The 18,805-nt window shown below is 46.8% G+C and carries 19 protein-coding genes and 1 riboswitch; of the genes, 4 read left to right on the forward strand and 15 right to left on the reverse strand.

Going from position 1 to position 18,805, the window contains the following annotated elements; genetic code table 11:
- Positions 1-45 precede the first annotated feature (45 nt).
- Positions 46-1,491, reverse strand: coding sequence for an adenosylhomocysteinase (gene ahcY, locus DCO16_RS10770; RefSeq protein WP_173943642.1), 1,446 nt, complete (start codon positions 1,489-1,491; stop codon positions 46-48).
- Between the two features lie 61 nt (positions 1,492-1,552).
- Positions 1,553-1,658, reverse strand: a riboswitch (S-adenosyl-L-homocysteine riboswitch).
- 56 nt (positions 1,659-1,714) lie between these two features.
- The gene (gene metK, locus DCO16_RS10775) at positions 1,715-2,881 is read right to left on the reverse strand and encodes a methionine adenosyltransferase (protein WP_173943643.1); all 1,167 of its coding nucleotides are present in this window, start codon (positions 2,879-2,881) and stop codon (positions 1,715-1,717) included.
- A gap of 203 nt (positions 2,882-3,084) precedes the next feature.
- Between metK and DCO16_RS10780 the strand changes: the two genes are divergently transcribed.
- On the forward strand, positions 3,085-3,948 hold the full coding sequence (locus DCO16_RS10780) for a lysophospholipid acyltransferase family protein (RefSeq protein WP_173943644.1): 864 nt from the start codon (positions 3,085-3,087) through the stop codon (positions 3,946-3,948).
- A gap of 146 nt (positions 3,949-4,094) precedes the next feature.
- Entirely contained in the window at positions 4,095-4,958 is an 864-nt protein-coding gene (dapF, locus tag DCO16_RS10785) for a diaminopimelate epimerase (protein WP_217426747.1), read from the forward strand.
- Here dapF and pyrE read toward each other — a convergent pair.
- Entirely contained in the window at positions 4,955-5,623 is a 669-nt protein-coding gene (gene pyrE, locus DCO16_RS10790; protein ID WP_173943646.1) for an orotate phosphoribosyltransferase, read from the reverse strand. The genes dapF and pyrE overlap by 4 nt on opposite strands.
- A gap of 8 nt (positions 5,624-5,631) precedes the next feature.
- Here pyrE and DCO16_RS10795 point away from each other — a divergent pair, with 8 nt between their 5' ends.
- Positions 5,632-6,414: an exodeoxyribonuclease III gene (locus DCO16_RS10795; protein WP_173943647.1), complete on the forward strand. Its 783-nt coding sequence runs from the start codon at positions 5,632-5,634 to the stop codon at positions 6,412-6,414.
- Here DCO16_RS10795 and DCO16_RS10800 read toward each other — a convergent pair.
- The 12 genes from DCO16_RS10800 to gatC all read right to left on the reverse strand — a co-directional run bounded on the left by DCO16_RS10800 (position 6,411) and on the right by gatC (position 17,698).
- Positions 6,411-7,748 (reverse strand): AmpG family muropeptide MFS transporter, encoded by a 1,338-nt coding sequence (locus tag DCO16_RS10800; RefSeq protein WP_254598049.1) that lies wholly within the window; start codon positions 7,746-7,748, stop codon positions 6,411-6,413. The genes DCO16_RS10795 and DCO16_RS10800 overlap by 4 nt on opposite strands.
- On the reverse strand, positions 7,741-8,319 hold the full coding sequence (gene metW, locus DCO16_RS10805) for a methionine biosynthesis protein MetW (protein ID WP_173943648.1): 579 nt from the start codon (positions 8,317-8,319) through the stop codon (positions 7,741-7,743). Before metW ends, DCO16_RS10800 begins: the two co-directional genes overlap by 8 nt.
- Positions 8,319-9,464, reverse strand: a complete 1,146-nt coding sequence (gene metX, locus DCO16_RS10810) for a homoserine O-succinyltransferase MetX (RefSeq protein WP_173943649.1) — start codon at positions 9,462-9,464, stop codon at positions 8,319-8,321. The genes metW and metX overlap by 1 nt, the downstream gene beginning before the upstream one ends.
- Complete coding sequence (gene slmA, locus DCO16_RS10815; RefSeq protein ID WP_173943650.1) at positions 9,461-10,117, reverse strand: nucleoid occlusion factor SlmA; 657 nt, start codon at positions 10,115-10,117, stop codon at positions 9,461-9,463. Before slmA ends, metX begins: the two co-directional genes overlap by 4 nt.
- Positions 10,118-10,138: 21 nt before the next feature.
- Complete coding sequence (argB, locus tag DCO16_RS10820; RefSeq protein WP_173943651.1) at positions 10,139-11,041, reverse strand: acetylglutamate kinase; 903 nt, start codon at positions 11,039-11,041, stop codon at positions 10,139-10,141.
- Positions 11,041-11,418 (reverse strand): RNA polymerase-binding protein DksA, encoded by a 378-nt coding sequence (gene dksA / locus DCO16_RS10825; RefSeq protein WP_173943880.1) that lies wholly within the window; start codon positions 11,416-11,418, stop codon positions 11,041-11,043. The genes argB and dksA overlap by 1 nt, the downstream gene beginning before the upstream one ends.
- Before the next feature lie 208 nt (positions 11,419-11,626).
- Positions 11,627-12,667 carry a CobW family GTP-binding protein gene (locus tag DCO16_RS10830; protein ID WP_173943652.1) on the reverse strand — a complete coding sequence of 347 codons (1,041 nt, stop codon included), beginning with the start codon at positions 12,665-12,667 and terminating at the stop codon, positions 11,627-11,629.
- Between the two features lie 66 nt (positions 12,668-12,733).
- Complete coding sequence (locus tag DCO16_RS10835) at positions 12,734-13,735, reverse strand: tyrosine recombinase XerC (RefSeq protein WP_173943653.1); 1,002 nt, start codon at positions 13,733-13,735, stop codon at positions 12,734-12,736.
- Positions 13,716-14,390, reverse strand: coding sequence for a DUF484 family protein (locus DCO16_RS10840; RefSeq protein WP_173943654.1), 675 nt, complete (start codon positions 14,388-14,390; stop codon positions 13,716-13,718). The genes DCO16_RS10835 and DCO16_RS10840 overlap by 20 nt, the downstream gene beginning before the upstream one ends.
- 31 nt (positions 14,391-14,421) lie before the next feature.
- Complete coding sequence (gatB, locus tag DCO16_RS10845; RefSeq protein ID WP_173943881.1) at positions 14,422-15,891, reverse strand: Asp-tRNA(Asn)/Glu-tRNA(Gln) amidotransferase subunit GatB; 1,470 nt, start codon at positions 15,889-15,891, stop codon at positions 14,422-14,424.
- Complete coding sequence (gene gatA, locus DCO16_RS10850; RefSeq protein WP_173943655.1) at positions 15,891-17,408, reverse strand: Asp-tRNA(Asn)/Glu-tRNA(Gln) amidotransferase subunit GatA; 1,518 nt, start codon at positions 17,406-17,408, stop codon at positions 15,891-15,893. The genes gatB and gatA overlap by 1 nt, the downstream gene beginning before the upstream one ends.
- Positions 17,405-17,698 (reverse strand): Asp-tRNA(Asn)/Glu-tRNA(Gln) amidotransferase subunit GatC, encoded by a 294-nt coding sequence (gatC, locus tag DCO16_RS10855; protein ID WP_173943656.1) that lies wholly within the window; start codon positions 17,696-17,698, stop codon positions 17,405-17,407. The genes gatA and gatC overlap by 4 nt, the downstream gene beginning before the upstream one ends.
- Positions 17,699-17,760: 62 nt before the next feature.
- Between gatC and DCO16_RS10860 the strand changes: the two genes are divergently transcribed.
- The gene (locus DCO16_RS10860; RefSeq protein WP_173943657.1) at positions 17,761-18,804 is read left to right on the forward strand and encodes a rod shape-determining protein; all 1,044 of its coding nucleotides are present in this window, start codon (positions 17,761-17,763) and stop codon (positions 18,802-18,804) included.
- The last annotated feature ends 1 nt before the right edge of the window (position 18,805 follow it).

The raw sequence follows: 18,805 nt of genomic DNA on the forward strand, positions 1-18,805 counted from the left end.
GGCCTATGTATCTATTAAATAATATCTGCTACTACCTGCTATTTTTTAATAACGATAGTGTTCGGTCTTGTAAGGGCCTTCCTTCGTTACACCAATATACGTTGCTTGCTGATCAGACAAGACAGTAAGCTGTGCATTCAATGTCTTGAGCTGTAAGCGGGCTACCTTCTCATCCAAATGCTTCGGCAAAGTGTAAACACCGACTGGGTATTTATCTGTGCCGACTGCATTCCATAATTCGATCTGGGCGATCACTTGGTTTGCAAATGAAGAGCTCATAACGTATGAAGGATGACCGGTACCGCAACCGAGGTTCACTAAGCGACCTTTAGCCAAAATGATGATGCGCTTCTCTGGCTTGCCATTGGCTGCAGGGAAAATCACATGGTCAACTTGGGGTTTAATTTCTTCCCACTTATATTTTTCAATACCTGCAACATCAATCTCATTATCAAAGTGACCAATGTTGCAAACGATGGCTTGGTTTTTCATCTTCGCCATATGGTCATGCGTGATTACGTGATAGTTACCTGTTGCCGATACAAAAATATCTGCTTTATCCGCAGCGTAGTCCATAGTAACTACACGATAGCCTTCCATGGCTGCTTGCAATGCACAAATAGGATCAACTTCAGTGACCCAAACTTGGGCAGACAAGGCACGCAATGCTTGGGCTGAGCCTTTACCCACATCGCCGTAACCACACACCACGGCAACCTTACCAGCCACCATCACGTCCGTAGCACGCTTGATTGCATCGACTAATGACTCACGGCAACCGTAGAGATTATCGAACTTACTCTTCGTCACAGAATCATTCACATTGATCGCTGGGAACTTCAGTTCACCTTTAGCAAACATTTGATACAAGCGATGTACACCAGTAGTTGTCTCTTCAGTAACGCCTTTAACTTTATCTAAGCGAGTGGAGTACCAAGTTGGATCGATTGCTAATTTCTTTTTAATCGTTGCAAATAAAATGGTTTCTTCTTCACTTGTTGGATGACCAATACAAGCCTGATCTTTTTCAGCACGTGCACCGAGATGCAGCAAAAGGGTAGCATCGCCACCATCATCCAAAATCATATTCGTAAAGCCGCCATCAGCCCACTCGAAAATACGGTGGGTATAGTCCCAATATTGCTCTAGGGTCTCACCTTTAATAGCAAACACGGGAGTGCCGTTTGCAGCAATCGCCGCAGCAGCATGATCTTGCGTTGAGAAAATATTGCAAGAAGCCCATTGCACCGCTGCACCAAGCGCCTCTAAAGTTTCAATCAACACTGCAGTTTGAATGGTCATGTGCAATGAGCCTGTAATACGGGCACCGCGCAAGGGCTGCTGAGCAGCAAACTCATCACGAATGGCGATTAAGCCAGGCATCTCCGTTTCAGCAATCGCGATTTCTTTACGGCCAAAATCAGCCAAAGTGATATCGGCAATCGCGCAACGGTTTACAACGAAATTATTTAAATCAGTAACGGTATTCATTCATGCTCCAGCTAAATACGATTCAATGCTGGAGTAGAAACTCGCTAGCCATTGAATCATGGGTTAGCGAGCGCGGTTGCAATTAGCGAATCCCGTTTAAGGACTTGCTCCCTTCAAGCCTGGGGAAGCACTGGTTCTCAGTGTTCCTTGCAACGCTCCTTAAAGGTATGGCGAAATTGTAATCAATTTCGCCATATTTGGCATCAATACTACAAATTCATGCTTACAGGCCTGCGGCGGCACGCAATACAGGTGCCTTATCGCACTGCTCCCAGGTGAATTCTGGTTCTTCACGACCAAAGTGGCCGTAAGCAGCTGTCTTGCGATAAATCGGGCGCAAGAGGTTCAGCATCTTCACAATCCCTTTAGGACGTAGGTCAAAGTGCTCTGATACCAATTGGGCAATCTTTTCATCAGAAATCTTGCCAGTACCAAAGGTGCTGACCATCACTGAAGTAGGCTTAGCCACACCAATCGCGTAAGAGATCTGAATCAAGCACTTACTAGCTAAACCAGCAGCAACCACGTTTTTAGCAACGTAACGACCAGCGTACGCAGCAGAGCGGTCAACCTTAGAGGGATCCTTACCAGAGAAGGCACCACCACCGTGAGGGGCTGCACCACCGTAGGTATCCACAATAATTTTGCGTCCAGTTAATCCACAATCACCTTGCGGACCGCCAATCACAAATCGGCCAGTAGGGTTCACTAAGAAATTGATTGCGCCTTTAATAAGATGCTTTGGCAATACGGGTTTGATGATTTCTTCAATCACCGCTTCACGCAATTTCTCAAGAGAAATTGCTTCATCATGCTGAGTCGATAGCACTACGGTATCAATAGAGTCAGGTTTGCCATCTACATAGCGTAAGGTCACTTGTGACTTTGCGTCTGGGCGCAACCAATTGAGGCGGCCATCACGGCGCAATTGAGATTGACGCTCTACCAAGCGATGTGACAAATGAATCGGTAAAGGCATCAGCTCTGCGGTCTCATCACAGGCATAACCGAACATCAAACCCTGGTCGCCAGCGCCTTGATCTAATCCGTCATCATGCGCCTTGTCTACGCCCTGAGCAATGTCTGGACTCTGCTTGTCGTAGGCCACTAGGACTGCGCAACCTCTGTAGTCAATACCGTAGTCCGTATTGTCATAACCAATTTCACGCAAAGTATTGCGTGCTACTTGAATGTAATCCACATTCGCAGTGGTAGTGATTTCACCGGCAAGTACTACTAAGCCGGTATTACACAAGGTTTCTGCCGCAACACGGGCGGTTGGGTCTTGAGCCAAAATAGCATCTAAGATCGCATCTGAAATTTGATCTGCTACTTTATCGGGGTGACCTTCAGAAACGGATTCTGAGGTGAAGAAGTAATCATTTGCCATTGCATATTCCTTTAAAAAATTAACACGATCAGTTGGACAACTCGACGTGCCAGGAACCACAACGGCGACGCTTTAGCAGAATTTTTAATCGCCCTGCAAGTTGTCTTAACTCAGCGATATTTCAATTCTATCCGAAAACTGCCAGATTGATGTTGGGAAGTGAAAAATTTGGCCCTCTAGCCCTTATTGAATATCATAGATAGGTGCGTAAACTACTTCTCAATTTGATACTCAATACGATAGCCGTATTGCCGCTATGCCTAGTTCAAGTCATGGGGGCTGTTTTAGGGATGCTAGCCTACGTGGGTTCTGCACAATATCGAGCACTTTTTCGGACTCAATACGAGGCGGTAGTGAAGCAATATCACCTGCCCCACCAAATCTGGAGGGCTAGCGCTGCTTCTGGGCAACTCTTCTCAGATAGCCTATGGATATGGCGCAACCCGAAAAAAGCATTAGATCTGGTCGAGATACAAGACTGGCATCTGGTTGAAGAGGCGATTGGTGAGGGTCATGGCCTCGTGATGCTGACACCCCATTTAGGCGGTTTTGAAATTATTCCCCGAGTACTGGCGCAGCACTTTCCTGCAACCATTCTCTATCGCCCCTCACGGCAAGCTTGGCTCAACGATATCGTTGAAGCAGGACGTGCCTATCCTAATATGCATTTCGTGCCTACTAATCTGCACGGTGTTCGCCAAATGACTCGCGCCTTAACGCGTGGTGAAGCAATTGGCATTCTTCCCGATCAAGTGCCTAGTGGCGGTGAAGGTGTTTGGGTGCCGTTCTTTAGGCGGCCCGCATACACCACTCCACTACCAGCACGATTGGCTAATCGCAATCACACGCCAGTGGTGATGTTTACTGCAATACGTAAAGGCCTAGGTAAGGGTTGGTTAATGCAGGCCAAAAGATTAGCGCAACTTTCGGATGACTCGACAATCGCAGCTAGTGAGATTAACGCTGCTATCGAACAGGCTATTTTGCTTGCGCCCAATCAATTTATCTGGGCTTATAACCGCTATAAACATCCTAGTGGTGCTGAGTTGCCTCCAGACCCATCCTGAGTTCAGTAGCCCGCTTGTCTCCAAAAGATCGGCAAGGTAACATGCATGACGTAGAGAGTAAATACGAGAGTAAGCATCAATAAAGAATTGGAAATCTTTTGAGTACGAATTTCAGTAAAGCTTCACGTAAGTTGCGCTTCACCAAAATGCATGGTGCTGGTAATGATTTCATTGTGCTCAATGGTATTGATCAAGACCTTAGCAATATCACACGTGAGCAATGGCAAAGACTGGCGCATCGCCAATTTGGTATCGGTGCAGATCAAATTTTATTGGTAGAAAAAGCAACGCGTCCAGATGCTGATTTTCGATATCGTATTTTCAATGCGGATGGTGGTGAAGTTGAGCAGTGTGGCAACGGCTCACGCTGCTTTGTTCGTTTTGTGATTGACCAAGGACTATCCGATAAAAATCCATTGCGTGTTGAAGTAGCGCACACTGTTCTGATCTTGCACGCCCATCCCGATGGTCAAGTAGAAGTGAATATGGGTGCGCCGATTTTTGAACATAGCCAAATTCCGTTTGATGCAAGTGGCTTAGCAAGCAAGCAAGAGTTTCATGAAATGCTCTATGCCCTTCCTATTCAAACCCCAGCACCGCACGATAGCTGGGTTGGCGTGCTCTCGATGGGCAATCCCCATGCTGTTCAAGTAGTCGGTGATATTAATAGCGCGCCTGTTTTAGAGGAGGGGGCATCTATTGAGTGTCATCCCGCTTTTCCGAAGAAGGTCAATGCAGGGTATATGCAAGTTTTGAATCGCCAGGAGATTCAATTGCGCGTCTTTGAGCGTGGTGCTGGTGAAACACTGGCTTGCGGTACTGGTGCATGTGCCGCAATAGTGTCAGGTATTCGTCGTGGCTTATTGGATTCACCTGTCACGGTCCATACTCGAGGTGGTGATCTCCAGATTGCTTGGGGTGGACTGGTCAATGAAGTCGCTCAAAGCGTCATCATGACGGGTCCTGCAACTACGGTGTTTGAGGGCGAGACCGAACTAGTGGAGTCTTAAATGCCGTACTTTTCGCGGTAAGCTTTCACAGCAGGTAAATAATTGCTTAACTGAGTATCACTCGAGGCTGCTAAGAAAGTCATTAAGTCTGTAAGGTTAGCAATCGCTACTACAGGCAATCCAAACTCTTGCTCAACCGCTTGCACTGCTGATTGATTACCGATCTCCGTTGCCGTGCCTGATTTTTCCATCCGATCAAGTGCAATGAGTACTGCTGCTGGCTCTGCTCCTGCAGCCCGAATCAAAGCAACTGACTCTCGCACTGAAGTCCCAGCAGAAATCACATCGTCAATGATGACGACTCTGCCTTTGACTGGGGCGCCCACCAAAGAACCGCCCTCACCATGATCCTTGGCTTCTTTACGGTTGTATGCGTATGGCACGCTCCGACCGCTATCGGCCAAAGCAATCACTGTTGCCGCCGCCAAAGCAATCCCTTTATAGGCCGGTCCGTAGAGCATGTCATATTGAATATTGGATTCTTGTAAGGCTTTAGCGTAGTAACGCCCCAAGGCACTTAAACGAACGCCATCATTAAATTGGCCTGCATTAAAAAAATAAGGGGAAAGTCGCCCCGCTTTGGTTTTAAACTCCCCAAACGACAAAACATTTGCCTCTAAGGCAAAACGAATAAAGTTATCTTGATTAGAATTTTTTGAGCTCATAGGCCTATATGTTACGCATCATTTCTGCCAACCTCAACGGTATCCGCTCTGCGGTCAAAAAAGGGTTTTTACCTTGGGTCATTCAGCAGCAGGCTGATTTCGTATGTATGCAGGAGTTAAAAGCCCAACGAGACGATCTGGAGGAGGCCATCCTCAATCCTAATGGCCTGCATGGCTTCTTCCACCATGCGGAGAAAAAAGGCTATAGCGGCTGTGGAATCTATACTCCCCATAAACCCGACGACGTTCTGTATGGCTATGGCAATACAGAGTTTGATGCCGAAGGTCGTTACGTTGAAGCCCGCTTTAAGCAGTTATCAGTGATTTCTGTTTATATGCCCTCTGGGTCTAGCTCCCCTGAACGACAAGAAGCGAAATATCGCTACCTAGACTCTTTTCTGCCCCACCTCATTGCGCTGAAAAAATCAGGGCGAGAAATCGTACTTTGTGGAGATGTCAATATCGCCCACCAAGAAATCGATCTGAAGAACTGGAAAGGCAATCTTAAGAATTCGGGATTTTTACCTGAGGAACGGGCCTGGCTTACTAATTTATTTTCTCAAGTGGGTTATGTCGATGTTTACCGAAAACTGGAACCCGCAGCGAGTGATGCTTGCTATACCTGGTGGAGTAATCGGGGGCAAGCCTATACGAAAAATGTAGGGTGGCGGATTGACTATCAGATCACCACTCCAGGCATTGCTGCTAGTGCAAAAAGTACAGCTGTCTTTAAAGATGAGCGCTTCTCAGATCATGCACCACTGACGGTAGATTATGACTGGTCTCTCTAGTCCGTCATGAGTGGCGCATCATGCTTCTTTAACTCAACCACTTTAAAGTGCATCGCGCACCAAATCAGAATTAACACGGGTGCGCCAATAATGGCCGTCCCGATGAAAAAAGTAGGATAACCGAAGCTATCTACAAATACACCTGAAAAGCCAGCCAGCCACTTAGGTAGTAACAACATCATGGAGCTAAACAAAGCATACTGCGTAGCCGAGTACTGAATATTCGTTAATGATGATAAGAATGCAATAAATGCCGCAGTAGCAATACCCGAGCTGAGATTGTCTGCAGAAATCACCCAAACTAAACCATTGAGGTTATGGCCTTGGGTTGCTAGCCAAGCAAACAGAATATTACTTATGGCAGATAGGGCGGCCCCTAAGAATAAAATTCGCATGACGCCAAACCGTAAAGTGAAAACGCCGCCAATAAAAGCGCCCACTAGCGTCATGATGACGCCAAACACTTTACTAACAGCTGCTACCTCATCTTTGGTATAGCCCATATCGACATAAAAGGGATTGGCCATGATGCCCATCACCACATCACTAATCCGATATATAGCAATTAAAGCTAAAATTAAAAATGCATGCCAACGATAGCGTTTAATAAAATCCGCAAAAGGTTCAATCAAAGTTTGATGAAGCCACGCTTTGGCATTCCGTGCTTTAGCTAACTCAAGCCTAATAGGCTCTTTGCTAAATAAGGTTGTCACTACGCCTACTCCAATAGAAGCAGCCATACAGAGATAAGCGAATTGCCAAGCACTCGCATCATAAGTACCAGCGCTTGTTTCGACCCGCGCAGCCAGCCATAAAACACCGGCGCCCGCCCATATCAAAGCGAGTCGATAACCCGTTTGATAGGTTGCCGCTAAAGCTGCTTGGTGATCACTGTCAGCAGATTCAATCCGAAAAGCATCTAGGGCAATATCTTGTGTAGCGGAACCAAAAGCTACTAACAATGCACACCAAACAATCGGTGTGAGCTGTGCCTTAGGATCAATACTCGCCATCCCGATCAACCCTATTACGATTAAAGCCTGTGCAAATAACAACCAACTCCGTCTACGACCAAAAAGCTTGGTTAGCAGAGGAATAGGTAAGCGATCTACTAAGGGGGCCCACATCCACTTGAAGGCATAAATTAATCCTACCCAAGTGAGGTAGCCAATCGTGCTGCGATCAATGCCCGCCTCTCTTAACCAAAAACTGAGAGTTCCCAAAATCAGTAGTAGGGGTAGGCCTGCAGAAAAACCTAAGAAGAGCATTCTCAGACAAGGCCACTCGAGATATACCCGAAAATCTTTTAGCCAGGACTGCGCACTATTAAGCACGGCGAACGCGGAATAACGCTAAGCTTCCGAACAAATTAGGCATCAAAGTCACTATGCGACCGTCATGCAAAATGCATTGATCCAAAATCTTCAAGCCTAAGCTGGAAGCTAATTTTTCAAAGTCAGCTACCGTAAGTACGCGCACGTTAGGGGTGTTGTACCACTGGTAGGGCAGGCTCTTAGATACAGGCATATGGCCAAAGCCAACAGCAAGACGATGCGACCAATGCCCAAAATTTGGGAAGGACACAATCGACTCTTTGCCAACACGCACTACCTCACGCAAAATCTTCTCGGTTTCATGAATGGTTTGAAGTGTCTGCGATAACACGACTGTATCAAAACTATCATTCTCAAAGAGCGCTAAGCCACCCTCCAAATCTTGCTGAATCACATTCAAGCTTTTTTTCACACAAGATAGTACGCGGGCATCATCAATCTCTACGCCGTAAGCATGTACTAGTTTTTGTTTCTTTAAATACTCCAGAAAGCTGCCGTCGCCACACCCCAGATCGAGTACTGAGCTATCAGCGTTAATCCATTGCGCAATGGCGGCAAAGTCAGCGCGCATCAAGATCTAACTCCTTGTTCTAGCATTTGCTCAAAATAGGCTCGAATCAGATTGTGATAACGCGGATCATCCAATAGGAAAGCGTCATGACCATGGGGTGCATCGATTTCTGCATAACTTACTTCACTCTTGTTGCTGAGTAAAGATTGAACGATTTCACGACTACGATTGGGAGGAAAGCGCCAGTCGGTAGAAAAACTTACCACCAAAAACTTCGCCTGCACCTCAGCCAAAGTACGATTCAAGCTACCACCATACCTCCTGGAGGGGTCAAAGTAATCTAATGCTCTCGTAATCAGCAGATAGGTATTGGCATCAAAGTACTTGGAAAACTTATCGCCTTGATGGCGCAAGTAACTCTCTACCTCAAACTCCACACCAAAACTAAAGCGGTAGTCGTGCGACTCGCCATCAGGGCGTTGTAGCTCGCGCCCAAATTTTTCTGCCATATCGTCGTCTGACAAATACGTAATGTGTCCCACCATCCTTGCCAATTTCAGGCCGCTTTTTGGAACCACACCATGCTCATAGTAATTACCGCCATGAAAATCAGGATCAGACAAAATAGCATTACGAGCAACCTCATTAAATGCAATATTCTGAGCACTTAGTGTTGGGGTGGAAGCAATCACTATGCAGTGTGCTAAACGCTTTGGAAATTGAATAGACCAAGCCATAGCTTGCATGCCACCTAAGCTGCCTCCCATCACCGCAGCAAAACAACGAATGCCCAATTTATCGGCCAAACGGGCTTGGGTATTCACCCAATCCTCGACGGTAATCACTGGAAAATCGGCGCCGTAAGGTTTGCCGCTTACAGGATTAATACTCATTGGACCAGTTGATCCAAAACAAGAGCCTAAGTTATTGACCCCAATCACAAAAAAATGATCTGTATCAACTGGTTTACCGGGGCCAATCATGTTGTCCCACCAGCCAATATCACTCGCATCATCGGGGTTAGGGCCAGCTACATGATGCGACGCATTTAAGGCATGGCATACCAATACTGCATTACTTTTAGCAGCATTGAGCTTGCCGTAAGTTTCGATCACTAAATCATAGTTGGCCAATATGGCGCCATTTTGCAAAGGCAAGGGCTCGGCAAAGTGGATTGTATTTCTAGAGAGGTGTAGCTCGCTCATTCGGATAGAAGAATGCGTAGGCTTGCATCAGATGCATCCGTTGGCAGTTTTTTAAAGCCGCTACGAGCAAATCGATGCCAACGCCCTAAAACGTAACTCATAAGAATTGCTGCCCGAACACTAATATCATCTTGACTAAGGTTTGCTAAAGCGCCACCTTGCGTTTGACCAATCCGTAGTGCCTGCTTTAAGGATGCCTCGACACGATCCAGCACTTGGGTAATCCGCTCTTGCAAACGATCATCTTCTTGGAATAAAGCATCGCCTAGGAGCACTCGGGTCATGCCAGGATTTTTTTCGGCAAAAAATAGCAACATTTGCAAAATCCCTCTGGCTTGTGCAAGGCCTGACTCTTCTTTTTGGTTGATCTGATTAATTAAACCAAAAATTGTTTGCTCGATAAAAGCAATGAGTCCCTCAAACATCTGTGCCTTACTGGCGAAATGGCGATAGAGCGCTGCTTCCGAAACTTGAATTTTTGCTGCCAAAGCAGCAGTCGTTACACGCTCACCCTTAGGGTTTTGCAACATCTCAGCCAAGACTTGCAAAATTTGTAAGCGGCGCTCTCCTGGGCGAGGACGCTTACGAGTCTTACCCTCTTCGGAAGTCGAAGCTTCAATCGGCGATGAAGTAGGATCTAAAGAATCACGCATGTCATCTCTCTTATGGCACTCTTAACGCGAGCGAATCATGGTTCCGAATGCTTGCTCAGTCAGAATCTCAAGTAACAAGGAATGTTCTATTCTGCCATCAATAATATGAACTGAATTCACGCCACTCTTTGCCGCGTCTAAAGCTGAAGAAATCTTTGGCAACATCCCACCAGAAATAGTCCCATCAGCAAACAAGCCCTCAATCTCACGGGCCGTGAGGTCTGTTAGAAGCTTGCCATTTTTATCCATCACACCAGGAATATTGGTCATCATCACCAATTTTTCTGCGTGCAAAATTTCCGCCATTTTGCCGGCGACTAAATCCGCATTGATGTTGTAGGCCTGGCCTTCTTCACTAAATCCAATCGGTGAAATTACCGGAATAAATGCGTCATCTTGCAAGGCTTTCACTACTGCAGGATTAATGGCTTGGATCTCACCCACAAAGCCAAGATCAATCGTTTTACCAGCCTGCTTTTCATCAGCTACAAACATTTTCTTAGCCCGAATTAAGCCGCCATCTTTGCCCGTCAAGCCGACTGCCTGGCCGCCAAAGTGATTAATCAGCATCACAATATCTTGCTGCACTTCGCCACCGAGAACCCATTCCACGACTTCCATGGTTTCTTCATCCGTAACACGCATACCTTGAATAAAGGTGCCGGTCTTACCAATTTTTTTCAGCGCTTCGTCAATTTGAGGTCCACCGCCATGTACTACCACGGGATTCATACCCACTAATTTGAGCAAAATCACATCACGCGCAAAACTTTCTTTGAGGCGATCTTCCACCATAGCGTTTCCGCCGTACTTAATCACAATCGTTTTGCCGTGATAAGCCCGAATGTAAGGCAAAGCCTCGGCGAGTATCTCCGCCTTTAATAAAGGAGGGATATCACTAATGGAGGGTGCTTGACTAGTCATCAATCGCCAAATAATTTTTGACGCAGTTCACGACGCTCTTGAGCCTCAAGAGATAAGTTGGCTGTTGGACGGGCAATCAGGCGGTTTAAGCCGATCGGTTCGCCAGTCTCTTCGCACCAACCATAGTCTGCAGTCTCAATCCGGGCCAATGCCTGCTCTACCTTTTTGAGTAATTTGCGCTCACGATCACGCGTACGCAATTCCAGTGCATGCTCTTCTTCGATCGTTGCACGATCTGCTGGATCAGGTACCAAAATATTTTCACGAAGATGCTCTGTAGTTTCAAAAGCATTTTTCAAGATGTCATTTTTTAAGGTCAGCAACTTCTGACGGAAGAAATCAAGTTGACCCGCATTCATGTAGTCCTTTTCAGGCATCTTGAGCAATTCAAGCTCTGTTAAAGGCGCACCTTTGACAGCTTTACTAGAAGCTTTTGCCGCAGCCGTCGATTTTGTGGGTGTTTTTACCGTCATTTCGTTCTTTCCTGATTTTGAAGCATTATTGCCCCATTCTGCCTAAGTTTTACAGCCCTTTTATTCATACTGATCAATATCGACCGTGGCGGCGGATTGTACTTGAATTTTATCAAGCCAAACAGCCCTCTAGGCCAGCCAGCAGGGTGTCCTTAGGTAAATCGATGCCGATAAAGACCATGCGGGTTTGCTTAGTTTCCGTACCCCATAAACCCGCCATATCGCTCCCCATCATCTGATGAACCCCCTGAAACACCACTTTTTGCTTACTGCCCTTCACATATAGCACCCCTTTGTAGCGCAACATCTTCTCGCCAAAGACCTCCAAAATGCCCCCCAGGAAGTCTTCTAATTTTTTATGGTCAAAGGGTTTATCACTACGAAAAACAAAGGATTGGATACGGTCTGTATGACCAGCATGGCCATGGTGATCGTGACTATGATCGTGATGGTCGTGACTATGATCATGGCCGCAATCCGTATGGTCGTGATCCTCTTGGGCTAAAAAATGGGGGTCGATTTCTAGCTTGGCATTTAAATTAAAGCCCTTCAGATCCAAAACAGCATCTAGCGGAACAATACCCTTAGAGATGCCCTGAATCGGTGCGCGTGGATTCATATGCATCAAGCGATTGCGCAAGGCCTCAACCTCTGCAGGCGTAACTAAATCCGTCTTCGTAATAAATATTTGATCGGCAAAACCCACCTGACGCTGTGCCTCCTCGTGCTCGGTTAACTGGTGTTGCCCATGTTTTGCATCTACTAAAGTGACGACTGCGTCCAATACATAGTGGTCTGCAACGTCATCATCCATAAAAAAAGTTTGGGCTACGGGACCTGGATTTGCAATACCCGTTGTTTCAATCACGACACGCTCAAAGCTAATCTTTTTGTCTTTGCGCTGCTCCCAAAGGGTATTAAGGGCCTCTACAAGGTCACCACGAATCGTGCAACAAATACAACCATTACTCATTTGCACAATGTTCTCTTGATTGTCTTGTACCAAAATATCGTTATCGATATTTTCTTCCCCGAACTCATTCTCAATCACGGCAATTTTTTTACCATGTTGCTCAGTCAAGATATGTTTGAGCAAAGTCGTTTTGCCGCTACCCAAAAAGCCTGTCAGAATTGTTACCGGAATTAATGCCATTTTTGATCCAATCAAAATCTAGAAATACTTTTCCCAAATAGGAAACCTAATATATTACCTAGTTCTTCAGGCTTTACCAGCCTTTGCACGAGGATGGGCTTTATCGTAAGCTTGTGCCAGGTGCTGAAAATCTAAAGAGGTATAAATCTGAGTGCTGGCAATACTGGCATGCCCCAGCATTTCTTGTACTGCCCGCAAATCTTGCGAAGATTGCAGTACATGGCTAGCAAAACTGTGTCGCATCATGTGAGGATGGACATGGGTTGGCAGTCCTGCCCGCATAGCTAAAGTACGCAAACGTGCCTGTACCGTCCGAGGTGATAAACGTGCGCCTGTTGCTGAAACAAATAAGGCAGCTGAATCGCGTGCTTTTTCAAGCAACTCACGCACCTCGCGCCAGGCTTTTAAAGATTGCATTGCTGGGACGCCCACAGGGACTGAGCGGCGTTTGCCACCTTTACCCAAAACTGTAACTTCTGCTGCATCCCAATCTAGCCAGCCAGCAGATTCATGTTGGCGACCTTTGCTTTGCAGGACATCGATACCCAGAAGCTCTGATAAACGCAAACCAGAAGAATAGAGTAGGTCGATGATGGCGGCATCACGCACTGTTTCTAAATCTGCTGTGTCAGCAGCCTCTTTAACTGCTTGATTTACCAAAGCCAGTGCCTGCTCTACAGAGAGGGCCTTAGGTAAAGACTTCAGCCGCTTAGGAGCTTTAACATCGTCGACTGGATTTGCAACCAGGTTCTGAGTCACTCGTCCCGCCTGAGCAGCGCGGCGCGTATCTTTTTCGGTCAACCAGTCATACCAGCCACGCCAGGCAGAAAGTGCTCTGGCAATCGTGCGTGAAGATTTATTCTTGGCATGTAAGCGGCCTGCCCAACGGCGCACATGGGCATTACTTACCTTGAGCAACTCAATCGCATCGTCTGCTGCGAATGTTTGTAGTTCATGAAGATCAGCGCAATAGGCTTTTAGGGTATGCGGTGACAGTTGCCGCAATACGTGGAGCTCATGCAAATACTCAGCCACGAGCGGATGAAGTTCAGCTGGCAGTTTGCTCATAGGCCTGGATGCGATCCAAAGCTGCAGCGGTTAATTCGGCAATCTGGCGTAAATAAAAGGCGCCCATATCTGCTGTAAAACGCGTTTCATCTCTACTAGCTAGTAGCAAGACTGCCGGCGCCTGAGAGACCCCTAAGCTTTTACCCAAGGGCAAGCCAATGGCAACCATGCTTTGCCACTCTGGGTTTATCCTTACTTGCGTTGCCAATAGATCAACGCTAGCTGCAGCAAGCTCTTTGGCAGAGCCGCACAAAGGCTTATCAACCCAAGGACCAAAGGCAACATTCGGCGCCAGAATTTGTGCAGACTCCACTTCAAATACCTCAGCCAAACCCGTCGTTACAGCCCCATCTACATCACCTTTATTGTTTGCTCGCATCAGGCGTAGCAACCAAGACACCAAATTTTGCTGCGTCTTATCGTTTCGACTACCAAAATGCAACATCTCACTAAGGCGACGGTTTAACTCTTGATTTTGTGAGCGCAGCATGGTCATCTGCCGCTCTTGCAAGGAGATTGCACGATCCTCATGGGGATGCTTTAAGCGAATTTCATTAAACAGGTCTGCATAACGCTCAAAGAAGCCCGGTGTCGCACGCAACCACTCTGCTACTAATTCTTCTTGCTCAGTCTGCTGTGGATCAATTGCACTCATATTTCTCTCTATGGATGATTTTTAGTCTAAATTAGCCGAGTTTTTTACGCAGCAATTCATTGACTTGACCTGGATTGGCTTTGCCTTGTGACGCTTTCATAATTTGCCCCACCAAAGCATTAAATGCTTTTTCTTTGCCAGCACGAAACTCCTCCACTGACTTTTGATTCGCCGCTAAGACCTGATCAATAATCACTGCAAGCGCCCCACTATCGCTAATTTGCTTCAAACCCTGCGCATCAATCACTTGATCAACAGTGCTGATGGCTTTCTCTGCGAGAGCGTCTTCCCACAGGATGGCAAAAATATCTTTAGCAATCTTATTGGAGATCGTACCATCTGCAACCCGTGTCAATAAAGGCGCTAAATGCTCTGCCTTTAAAGGTGCATTTGCACTGACAATACCGGCACGATTTAAAGAAGAGGCAAACTCTCCCGCAATTAAATTAGCGGCAGCTTTTGCCAATGGTTTGCCGACTAGCACTAGCAATTGCTCAAAGATTTTTGCTGTATCGCGGTCTTGCGTGAGTAACTGGGCATCATAGGCGCTTAAGCCAAATTCACTTTGCCACTGCGCACGCAGTTGGGCTGGAAGCGTAGGCATATCACTGCGCACTGCTGCAATCCAAGCATCGTCAATCACGACTGGCAACAAATCAGGGTCCGGAAAATACCGGTAATCATTCGCATCTTCTTTGCTGCGCATACTGCGTGTCTCCTGTCGATCAGGATCATATAGACGCGTTTCTTGTACTACCGTACCGCCGTCTTCAATCAGCTCAATCTGTCGGCGCACTTCATATTGGATCGCCTCTTCTAAGAAGCGAAATGAATTTAAGTTCTTAATTTCGCAACGGGTACCAAATGCTGCTTGACCCATAGGGCGAACAGACACGTTTGCATCACAGCGGAAAGAACCCTCTTGCATATTGCCATCGCACACACCTAACCACACCACCAGGCTATGCAATGCCTTGGCATAAGCTACCGCTTCAGCAGCGCTTCGCATGACAGGCTCAGTCACAATTTCTAATAAAGGTGTACCGGCACGATTTAAATCAATGCCACTAGATGCTTCGCCATGGGGGCCTAAGAAACCTTCTTCGTGAACTGACTTTCCTGCATCCTCTTCCATGTGGGCGCGGGTCAGCTCCACAAACTTGACCTCATCGCCCATCAGAATTTCTACCTGTCCCCCGATCACCACTGGGAGCTCCATCTGACTGATTTGATAACCCTTAGGTAGGTCAGGATAAAAATAGTTTTTACGCGCAAAAATACTTGCTGATGCAATCTTTGCATTGACTGCTAAGCCAAAACGAATAGCGTGTTCTACTGCCTCACGATTAAGAACAGGCAGTACGCCAGGTAGCGCTAAATCTACTGCACAAGCCTGAGTGTTAGGGGCTGCGCCAAAGCGCGTGCTTGCACCACTAAAAATCTTCGATTGGGTTTGTAATTGCGTGTGGGTCTCTAGACCAATCACTATCTCCCATTGCATCATGCCACCTCGCTTGCTTGACGCATATGCCAATCACTGGCTTGCTGATATTGATGCGCTACTTGCAATAAACGCGCTTCTGAAAAATAGTTACCAATTAACTGCATACCAATGGGCAAATTATTTTTATTAAAGCCGCAAGGGGCACTCATGGCTGGTAGCCCAGCTAAGTTAGTAGAAAGGGTGTAAATATCTTCGAGATACATCTGCAGTGGATCTTTTGATTTTTCCCCTAAACGCCAAGCCACATCTGGGGCTACAGGCCCTAAGATCACATCACACTTATCAAAAGCCGCCTGAAAATCAGCCGCAATAATGCGACGGATTTTTTGTGCCTGTAGATAGTAAGCATCGTAGTAACCATGACATAAGACGTAGGTTCCAATCAAAATACGTCGCTTTACCTCTGCTCCAAAACCTTCGGTACGCGACTTCTTATACATATCCGATAGGTCGCTGTATTCTTTTGCCCGATGGCCATAACGTACGCCATCAAAACGGCTCAAATTGCTCGATGCCTCCGCAGGTGCCAAAACGTAATACACCGGAATAGACAACTTTGTTTTGGGTAAACTCACCTCCACCAATTGGGCGCCTAAGTCTTGCATCACTTTTGCTGCGGCATTCACTGCGTTTGCAACATCTTGTGCCAAGCCTTCTGCAAAAAATTCTTTCGGCAATCCGATTCTCAATCCCTCGAGTGGTTTTGCAGGGTTTGTATTGCTTGCTTCCCAGTTCTGATTTAAGTAACGGCCATAGTCTTCGCCAGAATCAGCCAAAGAAGTCGAATCACGCGGATCATGAGAAGACATGGCAGTGAGTAGCAAAGCGCAATCTTCAGCAGTTTTACCCATTGGGCCCGCTTGATCCAGTGAGGAGGCGTAGGCAATCATGCCGTAGCGGGATACGCGCCCATAGCTTGGTTTAATGCCCGTCAAACTACAAAAGGCGGCTGGTTGACGAATGGATCCACCTGTATCGGTACCGGTTGCTATCGGAGCTAAGCCAGCAGCAACGGCAGCTGCCGATCCCCCTGATGAGCCACCCGCAACATAGGCAGAATTCCAAGGATTGAGAACTGGTCCATAAGCTGAGTTTTCATTGGAAGAACCCATCGCAAACTCATCCATATTGGTCTTGCCTAGGCAGACCATACCGGCACCACGAGGATTTATTTCGCTAGGTATGCCAAGGTTTTCTACAACGCTTGCATCAAAGGGGCTCAAGTATCCCTCTAGCATTTTTGAGCCCGCCGTTGACTTCCAGCCACGGGTTACAAAGACATCCTTGTGAGCAATAGGAACGCCTGTCAATGGGCCTGCTTTACCAGAAGCCAATATATTATCTGCAATAGAAGCTTGCTCTAAACTTAAGTGAGCACTTACATCTAGATAGGCATTCCAATGCTTACCAGCTTCAATTCGACCTAAAAAATATTGCGTAAGCTCGGTGCTGGAAACCTCTTTAGCGGCCAAGGCCTTTGCCATAAGTGCAACAGTAGTATGGTGCCAACTCATTCGATCACCTTGGGTACTAAAAAATAACCCTCATGTGTAGCGGGGGCTGACAACATGTTTTCAGTACGGTGATCGGTTTCAGTCACTTGGTCTGCACGCAAAGGTTGCGCTAATTCCCGCAAAAAGAGAATAGGGTGCGCCAAAGGCTCTAGGCCAGTAGTATCAACCGCCTGCATCTCCTCTACCAAGGAGAAAACGGCCTGCAATTGAGGTAAAACTGCCTCGGCTTCTGCCTGGCTTAACTCAAGACTGGAAAGGTGCGCAATGCGCTGGACATCATTCAGTTTCATGGGGCGCTAGAGTATCATTCCTATATATATTTTTTAACACTTACTTATTCTCCCACTACATCATGTTTGGTTTTTTTCGCAGCTACTTTTCTAATGACCTAGCCATCGACCTAGGCACCGCCAATACCCTCATTTACATGCGTGAACGGGGTATTGTGCTTGATGAACCCTCCGTTGTAGCCATCCGAACTGAAGGCGGTCCAAATGGTAAAAAAACTATTTTAGCCGTTGGTAAAGAAGCAAAGGCCATGTTGGGGCGTGTTCCTGGAAATATTGAGGCCATTCGCCCCATGAAAGACGGCGTAATTGCCGACTTCACCATTACCGAGCAAATGCTCAAACAATTTATCAAATTGGTCCATGAAAGCAAACTCTTAAAGCCAAGCCCGCGAATTATTATTTGCGTTCCTTGTGGCTCAACTCAAGTAGAGCGCCGCGCTATTCGTGAATCCGCCTTAGGCGCAGGCGCATCACAAGTATTTTTAATTGAAGAGCCGATGGCTGCTGCGATTGGTTCAGGCTTGCCTGTTTCTGAAGCTGCGGGTTCTATGGTTGTCGATATTGGTGGTGGCACTACAGAAGTTGGCGTGATGTCCTTAGGTGGCATGGTGTACAAGGGCTCTGTGCGTGTTGGTGGCGATAAGTTTGATGAAGCCATTACAAACTACATTCGTCGTAATTACGGCATGCTAATTGGCGAACAAACTGCTGAGCTGATTAAGAAAACAATTGGCTCTGCCTTTCCTGGAGCAGAAGTACGTGAGATGGAAGTCAAAGGGCGTAATCTTTCTGAAGGTATTCCACGTAGCTTTACTGTCACTAGTAACGAAGTTCTAGAGGCACTAACCGATCCATTAAATCAAATCGTGACTGCAGTAAAAGCTGCGCTGGAGCAAATACCCCCTGAGCTTGCATCTGATATCGCCGAACGCGGCATGATGCTTACGGGTGGTGGTGCATTATTGCGTGACCTCGATCGTTTGCTACTTGAAGAAACAGGTCTACCCATTCATATCGCGGAAGATCCCCTCACTTGCGTCGCTCGTGGTTGCGGCATTGCACTAGAGCGCATGGACAAGTTAGGCGGAGTGTTCTCGCAAGAGTAAT

The organism is Polynucleobacter antarcticus, assembly GCF_013307245.1.
In the GTDB taxonomy this organism is placed as follows: domain Bacteria; phylum Pseudomonadota; class Gammaproteobacteria; order Burkholderiales; family Burkholderiaceae; genus Polynucleobacter; species Polynucleobacter antarcticus.

Bases quoted from the DNA above. Each gene is read 5' to 3' on its own strand.
- ahcY (WP_173943642.1), bottom strand. From the start codon at position 1,491: ATGAATACCGTTACTGATTTAAATAATTTCGTTGTAAACCGTTGCGCG.
- metK (WP_173943643.1), bottom strand. From the start codon at position 2,881: ATGGCAAATGATTACTTCTTCACCTCAGAATCCGTTTCTGAAGGTCAC.
- dapF (WP_217426747.1), top strand. From the start codon at position 4,095: ATGCATGGTGCTGGTAATGATTTCATTGTGCTCAATGGTATTGATCAA.
- pyrE (WP_173943646.1), bottom strand. From the start codon at position 5,623: ATGAGCTCAAAAAATTCTAATCAAGATAACTTTATTCGTTTTGCCTTA.
- DCO16_RS10795 (WP_173943647.1), top strand. From the start codon at position 5,632: ATGTTACGCATCATTTCTGCCAACCTCAACGGTATCCGCTCTGCGGTC.
- metW (WP_173943648.1), bottom strand. From the start codon at position 8,319: ATGCGCGCTGACTTTGCCGCCATTGCGCAATGGATTAACGCTGATAGC.
- metX (WP_173943649.1), bottom strand. From the start codon at position 9,464: ATGAGCGAGCTACACCTCTCTAGAAATACAATCCACTTTGCCGAGCCC.
- slmA (WP_173943650.1), bottom strand. From the start codon at position 10,117: ATGCGTGATTCTTTAGATCCTACTTCATCGCCGATTGAAGCTTCGACT.
- argB (WP_173943651.1), bottom strand. From the start codon at position 11,041: ATGACTAGTCAAGCACCCTCCATTAGTGATATCCCTCCTTTATTAAAG.
- dksA (WP_173943880.1), bottom strand. From the start codon at position 11,418: ATGCCTGAAAAGGACTACATGAATGCGGGTCAACTTGATTTCTTCCGT.
- DCO16_RS10830 (WP_173943652.1), bottom strand. From the start codon at position 12,667: ATGGCATTAATTCCGGTAACAATTCTGACAGGCTTTTTGGGTAGCGGC.
- DCO16_RS10835 (WP_173943653.1), bottom strand. From the start codon at position 13,735: ATGAGCAAACTGCCAGCTGAACTTCATCCGCTCGTGGCTGAGTATTTG.
- DCO16_RS10840 (WP_173943654.1), bottom strand. From the start codon at position 14,390: ATGAGTGCAATTGATCCACAGCAGACTGAGCAAGAAGAATTAGTAGCA.
- gatB (WP_173943881.1), bottom strand. From the start codon at position 15,891: ATGCAATGGGAGATAGTGATTGGTCTAGAGACCCACACGCAATTACAA.
- gatA (WP_173943655.1), bottom strand. From the start codon at position 17,408: ATGAGTTGGCACCATACTACTGTTGCACTTATGGCAAAGGCCTTGGCC.
- gatC (WP_173943656.1), bottom strand. From the start codon at position 17,698: ATGAAACTGAATGATGTCCAGCGCATTGCGCACCTTTCCAGTCTTGAG.
- DCO16_RS10860 (WP_173943657.1), top strand. From the start codon at position 17,761: ATGTTTGGTTTTTTTCGCAGCTACTTTTCTAATGACCTAGCCATCGAC.